Origin of the sequence: Synechococcus sp. MU1655 (genome assembly GCF_023630655.1) — a bacterium.
In the GTDB taxonomy this organism is placed as follows: domain Bacteria; phylum Cyanobacteriota; class Cyanobacteriia; order PCC-6307; family Cyanobiaceae; genus Synechococcus_C.
In genome coordinates this window covers 1-6,283 of the sequence record NZ_JAKUHK010000107.1, presented here as the reverse complement: position 1 = coordinate 6,283, position 6,283 = coordinate 1, and the positions used below count along the sequence as shown (strand labels likewise).

The following is a 6,283-nucleotide window of genomic DNA, read 5'->3' as shown; positions in this document are numbered from 1 at the left end:
GCGGAGATCATTGTTCCAGGTGCCTTAATTCTTCAAACCAGCATGCAGATGTTGGGAGCCAAAGAATTGGTTCTGAGTGAACGCGCTCTGCGCGAAGGCCTGATCGTTGATTGGATGTTGCGTCACGGCCTCCTAGAAGACCGTTTCAGCTTTCAAAGCAGTATTCGACAGCGCACCGTGATCCATCAGGTGCAGCGTTTCGCCGTCAATCAACAACGAGCCGAGCGTGTGGCTTCCCATGCGCTCACTCTGTATGACAACACCCAAGACCATCTTCATCGTGACGATGGCTCAGGCCGCGACTTGCTATGGGCCGCAGCGATGCTTCACGCCTGCGGTCAACACATCAATCTCAGCGCCTATCACAAGCACTCCTGGTATCTGATCCGCCATGGCGAACTGCTGGGCTATTCAGAAGCAGAGCATTTGATGGTGGCTGCCATCGCGCGTTATCACCGCCGCAGTCTTCCCAAAAAGAGGCATGAGTCTTGGCAAGCACTTCAAAGCCGCGAGAATCGACGCACGGTCTCAGATATGGCCTTACTGCTCAGACTGGCGGTTGCCCTCGATCGACGTCCAGAGCCGGTGTTTCAAAGCTTGCTGGTCAACGTGAACAATGAAGATCTTGTGCTCGAGTTGATCGGGGAAAAGGCAGATCAAGATTTCAGTCTCGAGCAGTGGAGCCTGGAGAGTTGTGCCCCAATGCTGAGGGAGGTCGCCGGTTTGAACCTCAAGCTCAAGGTTCAGGAGTGAGGGGGTACCAACGCAACTGATCGATGCTGCCCAAGACCCGAGGCGAGCCATCCCCATAGCTAAACCTCACCAAATCAGGTCGTCCCGCGAAGACCTCAAGCCCCTGATCGCCCTCAAACTGTTTCGGTTCGTTCAGAGTGCCCTCAAAGATCACATCCCCGCTCCGATTGCGGACGGACACCCAGCTCGGTTGTGAGCTGACAAGCGAAATCTGTCCTGGACTCTTGTTGTCACCGCTCGTAGCCATGTCCAAAGCGAGACCGTTGTTCGTGGCTGGAGTTGGCTGAGGCACAGCTTGGTCCGACGAAGCCGCGGTGCTCACAACTTCTGATTGCTGGCGGTTTCCACGAAATGCAATGGCGCTGATTGCCGTCACTGCAACTAGGAGCAAAGGAATGGCTGCATTTCTGATCCAGCGACCCATCGATGCGGAGTCCTGCTGGCCTTGCGGTACGTCGGTAGCTCCTGAGCGCTCGCGACTCACCCGCTTTGCAGGCGCAGCCTTCGTCACAGCAGGCTGAGATTGGAATTGTTGAACCAAAGGAACGGGGTCTAATCCCAATTTTTGCGCCACTCTTCGCAGCATCCCGCATATAAAAACGGGTTCTGGAAGATTGTCCCGATCTCCATTCTCCAAAGCTTCAAGCTGCTCTTTACCCATGTGGAGCGAATCGGCAAAAGCTTGGCAAGTCATCCCTTGCCTTTCCCGCTCTTCCTTTAAGACGCGGCCGAGGGAAGCGAGTTCGTCCTGACGGAAATCTGAATGATCGGTAGCGTCACTAACTTCGGCCATTTCATGTATTCACCGTCAAAAAATTTTAGTTGCGTTTCGGCAAACTGTCACCAGGATTTAAATTTACCCAGTCAATAAAGTATTTAACTTTCAGATCAAAAGATTCAATGGGCGATACTGGATTCGAACCAGTGACCCCTTCCGTGTGAAGGAAGTGCGCTACCACTGTGCTAATCGCCCCGGATGGAAATCTTAAACCACAACGGAGAAGCCAGATACTTAGTGACGAGGACGGAACAAGTGATCATGCTCTGGCGAGTAAAGCTTTGAGCGCTGGCGACCTGCCTTCAATGCTGGGCTCACAATATAAAGAGTGGTCCGGATCAAATTTTGCTCTTGAGAGATCGCTGCCATGCGGTCCAGAGGGACGACTTGCAGCCATTCATCGGGCCAGCTCACACGGTGACCGATAGCCACTGGTGTATCGGGCGAATAATGCTTCAGCAATGTTGCTTGCACCTCCTCAACATGGCGAGCACTGAGATAGAGGCATAGGGATGCTTGTAGACGGGCAAGATTCTCCAAACTCTCCGTTTCGGGCACCCCAGTGCGTCCACCGGCTCTCCCCAAAACAATGGTCTGAACGAGGCCAGGAATCGTGAGTTCAGCCCCTAACGCTGAAGCGGTCGCCTGATAAGCGCTGATTCCTGGAACCACGTCGACAGAGATCCCAGCATCAGTTAAGCCACAAATTTGCTCCGAAAGAGCTCCATACAGGCAGGGATCACCGTCATGAAGACGAACCACCTGAAGACCTTTTTGGGCCCGATCAATCATCAGTGGGAGCACATCTTCAAGCGTGAGCGTGCTGCTCCGAATGGTTTCGCAGTGATCTGGGGCTAAGGCCGCGATCTGAGGCGACACCAACGAGTCTGTCCAAATCAAAACCTGAGCAGACTTCAACCGGTTCTCAGCACGTCGCGTTAGAAGATCAGGAGCTCCGGGCCCTGCACCGACAATCGACACTGTGGTCATGAAGTACCTGGAGTGCGTAAGCCTGGATCAGGCAAAGACTTTCGTTTCCCGTATAGCCAAAACAAACCAAACCCCGCAAGCAGCAGCAGTGAGAGGCTCATCAACTGAGCAATCCTCAAGCCCCCGTCACAAAATGGAGGGACTCCTCCTAAGCAGAGCGGATCAATTCGCAGACCCTCAATCCACACACGACCGAGGCTATAGCAAAGCAGATAAACACAACTCAGAGCTCCTGGTGGGAGCGAAATACGTCCACTCCGACCCCACTGAAACAACGTCATCAACACAATAAAAACCACCAAATTCCAAAGAGATTCGTAAAGGAATGTGGGGTGAAAGAACTCTGAATCAGCAAAAATCTGGGGACGGCTTAAATAAGGAATAAATAATTTCCAAGGCAATTGGGTCGGGACCCCAAAGGCTTCTGAATTGAAAAAATTCCCCCAACGGCCAATTGTTTGACCAAGGATCACAGATGGGACCAAAACATCGAGCAGATCCCAAAAGGAAACTTTCCGCCAACGACAGAACAAAACCAGGGAGATTGTGCCTCCGATCAATGCTCCATGGATCGCAATCCCCCCTTGCCAAATCGCAAACACATCCCACCAGGAGTTTTGGTAAGAGCGCCATTCAAAGGCTACGTAATACAGACGAGCGCCGATGATGGAAGCCAGCACCAGAATGGGAAGAAGGTCACTAATTAATCCCGATTCAAGGTTTCTCTGTTTAGCTAGCCAGCTTGATAAGTTGAGTCCAATGAGCACGGCCAGCGCAATGAGTAGACCGTACCAGCGCAAAGTAATAGGCCCGAGCTGAAAAAGCACGGGCCCAGGTGATGTAAAGACAGCGGGAATGATCACGTTGATCAGACACCTTCAGCAGCTTGAACCTTCTCAATCTGCCTCTTTTTCAGAACCAGCATGATCTGAGCCAAAGCAACTGCTGCGAAGAACGCGAGCATGCCGTAAATACGAACAGGGTTCTGAAGAACAACTTCAGTATCGAGCTGACCGAATCCACCCACATTGGGATCGTCCGTGATGGGGGCTCCAGCTTCAACCACATCGCCAACAGAGACCAGCAGGGCGGGACCCACTGGAACGGTCTCTGAGATTTCAGATCCATCAGCAGACTTGACGGTGACGACGCTTGCGCCATTGTCACCAGGTTCAATGGCACTCACAGAGCCAGAGGCGGGCGCCGTGTAAACGGTGTTGTTGCTCTTTTCACCCGTTGGGTACACCTGGCCGCGGCCGCGGTTTCCACCCACGTGAATGGAGTACTTACCAAAACTGATGCTGCTGTCCGTCGCGGGGTCAGGAGAAAGCACTGGGAAGACAATTTCTTGATGCTCGTCTCCAGGGATCGGACCCACCAAAATCACATTGGGCTGGTCGTCGCTGTACTCGCTGAAATAAACCCCCTCTGTTTCCTCCTTAATCTCATCGGTCCAGCGATCCTGAGGAGCGAGCGTGAAGCCATCAGGAAGCATCACAACAGCTCCCACCTGGAGGGGAACCTGACTGCCATCAGCACCAAGCTCTTGAACGCCATTGTCGTAGGGGATCTTGACAACTGCTTTGAAGACGCTGTCAGGCAGCACGGACTGGGGAACTTCTGCCTGAGTGAGCTTTTGGGCCAGGTGACAATTCGCACAAACGATCTTGCCGGTGGCCTCACGGGGAGAATCGTAATTTTGTTGTGCCCAGAAGGGATAGGCCCAACTTGCAGAGGGTGCACTGAAGACGGCGAGGCCGACGATCAGTGCGGCAAAAGTGGAGGAGAGCAGGCGGCGCATGGGAAAGCGAGGTAGGGGAGAGACAGCAAAAAGGAGGGGCTGATCAGGACCACCAGGGCTTTTCGCCCGTCCGGAAATCGGTTTCAGTCCACTGGCTAACAAACACGTTGTCGTTGTCGACGCTGACATTGGCCAAGGCCAAAGACAGAGGCGCGGGGCCGCGCACCACCTTGCCTGTGGCGTCGTACTGACTGCCATGGCAGGGACACATGAATTTGTTGGCGCCGCTGTTCCAAGGCACCACACAGCCGAGGTGGGTGCAAATGGCATTGATGCCGTAGCTACCGATCGCGTCAGAGCCTTCCACGATCAAGTAGGTGGGATCACCCTTCAAGCCTTGGACAAGACTGCGATCACCCTCGGCGTGGCTACTCAACCAACCGCTGGCGGTGACTGAATTACCGAGCTCATCCTTGGCACTGGTTCCACCACCGCTCCCGGCAGCCCTGGGCGGGATGAAGTAATTAGCCACCGGGTAAAGCGCCCCCAAGGCCACACCCGTGACGGATCCGAAGGTCAGCAGATTCATGAACTGCCGACGGCCCATACCGGGCACATCACTAGCTGGCATCTGAGTCATGACTGACGCTCAATCAACACTGAATGAGGTCCATTATGGAGGGTAAAGGTCCCGTCACGCTTTGCAACGACTGGGCTTTTAGATGAACCACTCAGCCGTTTCCGTGCTTGTAGACCCAGTATTCGAACAATCCATCCCTCCCATCACTGTCGACGAAGTGATCGACCGACTGCGGGAGCGCTGGCAAGCCAGCTACGACATCCAACTCGTCGTCAGGCGCAAGAGGTTGTACCTCCAAGTGATGTGGGCCTATTTGGAGCAACAATCTTTCCCTTTAAACGAGGAGGAATACCGCACCCATCTCGCCCAAGTCGTGGATGTGGTCAATCGCTTGGGCCAAGCAGGCGTCGTCCGATCGTGGTTAAACGACACACGAGACCGTCCTCGACTCGGGAAAGCACTCAGCCTGCAGCTGCAGGGGGAGGGGCGTCTGGAGGAGTTTCTGGTCTGAACCGCTCGACTGCCGCAACCAGAGCAACGCCAACGAAAAACAGGCCTGAGATTGCACCGGCTAGCAAGGACATCGTGATCGGATCCGTGGATGGGGTCAGCACGGCTCCTGCCAATGCAGCAATCAACACGACCCAACGCCAGGCCGAGAGCATCCGCCTCCAACGGACCAACCCAAACAACCCAAGCAACAACTGCAGAACAGGAAGCTGAAAGGCCAGTCCAGTGGAGAGCATCAACAGGAGCACAAAGTCGAGATAACGCTCGATCGACCAAATCGGTTCCACGACATCAGCCCCGTAACTCACCAGGAACCCAAGGGCAGCAGGGATGAGTGCCCACCAAGAAAAAGCAATTCCGGCGAAAAAGAGCACCGCTGAACCCGCCACAGCGGGAGCGATCAGACGACGCTCATTCCGCGTGAGACCCGGCAAAACGAAAGCCAAGCCTTGATACAAGACGTAAGGAATCGCCAAGGTGAGTCCGGCATAGCCGGCAACCTTGAAGGAAACGAACAGGAACTCGCCAGGTGCCAACTGGAGGAATCGGATCGATCCCGCGGGTTCCTCCAAGATCCTCACCAACGGTTTTACCGCGAAAAGGCAGGCCAAAGCGCCAATCACAATCGCAATCAGGCTGCGAAACACGCGCTGACGAAGCTCTTCGAGGTGATCCACCAGGGACATTTCCACATCATTGGGTGGAAGCTGCTCAGGTTGAGGGTTCACCCGAATCGGTTCGGGGGCAGGAAGCACTGTTTTCTTGTTCGGCTCAGGAGGGATCAGTCCGACAGCTAGTGGGTGAGCTCAGGCTAAGAGCTTGCCGGCGATCAGTCGCTGTCTTGCTCGATCTGGCTCGGCCCAGACAACCTCACCCTCTTTGTGTTGCACCGTTCCAAGCGCTGCACCTGCAATGCGTTGGAGATGCTCCA

Annotated in this window: 8 protein-coding genes and 1 tRNA gene; 2 read left to right on the top strand and 7 right to left on the bottom strand. The window is 54.4% G+C overall.

The features are described from left to right. Window positions 1-753, top strand: a 753-nt coding sequence (locus tag NCN04_RS06395) for a Ppx/GppA phosphatase family protein (protein ID WP_502988761.1), incomplete at its 5' end; no start/stop codon positions are given. Here the strand turns inward: NCN04_RS06395 and NCN04_RS06390 are convergent. From NCN04_RS06390 to petC, 6 genes are all read right to left on the bottom strand, one after another. Beyond that, window positions 737-1,546 carry a helix-turn-helix domain-containing protein gene (locus tag NCN04_RS06390; protein WP_048347051.1) on the bottom strand — a complete coding sequence of 270 codons (810 nt, stop codon included), beginning with the start codon at window positions 1,544-1,546 and terminating at the stop codon, window positions 737-739. The genes NCN04_RS06395 and NCN04_RS06390 overlap by 17 nt on opposite strands. 108 nt (window positions 1,547-1,654) lie before the next feature. Further along, window positions 1,655-1,726: transfer RNA gene (locus NCN04_RS06385), tRNA-Val, on the bottom strand. A gap of 39 nt (window positions 1,727-1,765) precedes the next feature. Then, window positions 1,766-2,521 carry a precorrin-4 C(11)-methyltransferase gene (gene cobM, locus NCN04_RS06380; protein WP_048347052.1) on the bottom strand — a complete coding sequence of 252 codons (756 nt, stop codon included), beginning with the start codon at window positions 2,519-2,521 and terminating at the stop codon, window positions 1,766-1,768. Beyond that, window positions 2,518-3,384, bottom strand: a complete 867-nt coding sequence (gene lgt / locus NCN04_RS06375) for a prolipoprotein diacylglyceryl transferase (RefSeq protein ID WP_048347053.1) — start codon at window positions 3,382-3,384, stop codon at window positions 2,518-2,520. The genes cobM and lgt overlap by 4 nt, the downstream gene beginning before the upstream one ends. Before the next feature lie 5 nt (window positions 3,385-3,389). Further along, entirely contained in the window at window positions 3,390-4,322 is a 933-nt protein-coding gene (gene petA, locus NCN04_RS06370) for a cytochrome f (protein ID WP_048347054.1), read from the bottom strand. A 43-nt stretch (window positions 4,323-4,365) separates the two neighbouring features. Further along, window positions 4,366-4,902 carry a cytochrome b6-f complex iron-sulfur subunit gene (petC, locus tag NCN04_RS06365; protein ID WP_048347055.1) on the bottom strand — a complete coding sequence of 179 codons (537 nt, stop codon included), beginning with the start codon at window positions 4,900-4,902 and terminating at the stop codon, window positions 4,366-4,368. An 82-nt stretch (window positions 4,903-4,984) separates the two neighbouring features. On the opposite strand from petC, the gene NCN04_RS06360 reads away from it, so the two are divergent. Next, window positions 4,985-5,353 (top strand): DUF3067 family protein, encoded by a 369-nt coding sequence (locus tag NCN04_RS06360; RefSeq protein WP_250395541.1) that lies wholly within the window; start codon window positions 4,985-4,987, stop codon window positions 5,351-5,353. On the opposite strand, the gene tatC is transcribed toward NCN04_RS06360, so the two are convergent. Continuing rightward, window positions 5,304-6,038, bottom strand: coding sequence for a twin-arginine translocase subunit TatC (gene tatC / locus NCN04_RS06355; RefSeq protein ID WP_250395542.1), 735 nt, complete (start codon window positions 6,036-6,038; stop codon window positions 5,304-5,306). The two genes, NCN04_RS06360 and tatC, sit on opposite strands and share 50 nt — an antisense overlap. Between the last annotated feature and the right edge of the window lie 245 nt (window positions 6,039-6,283).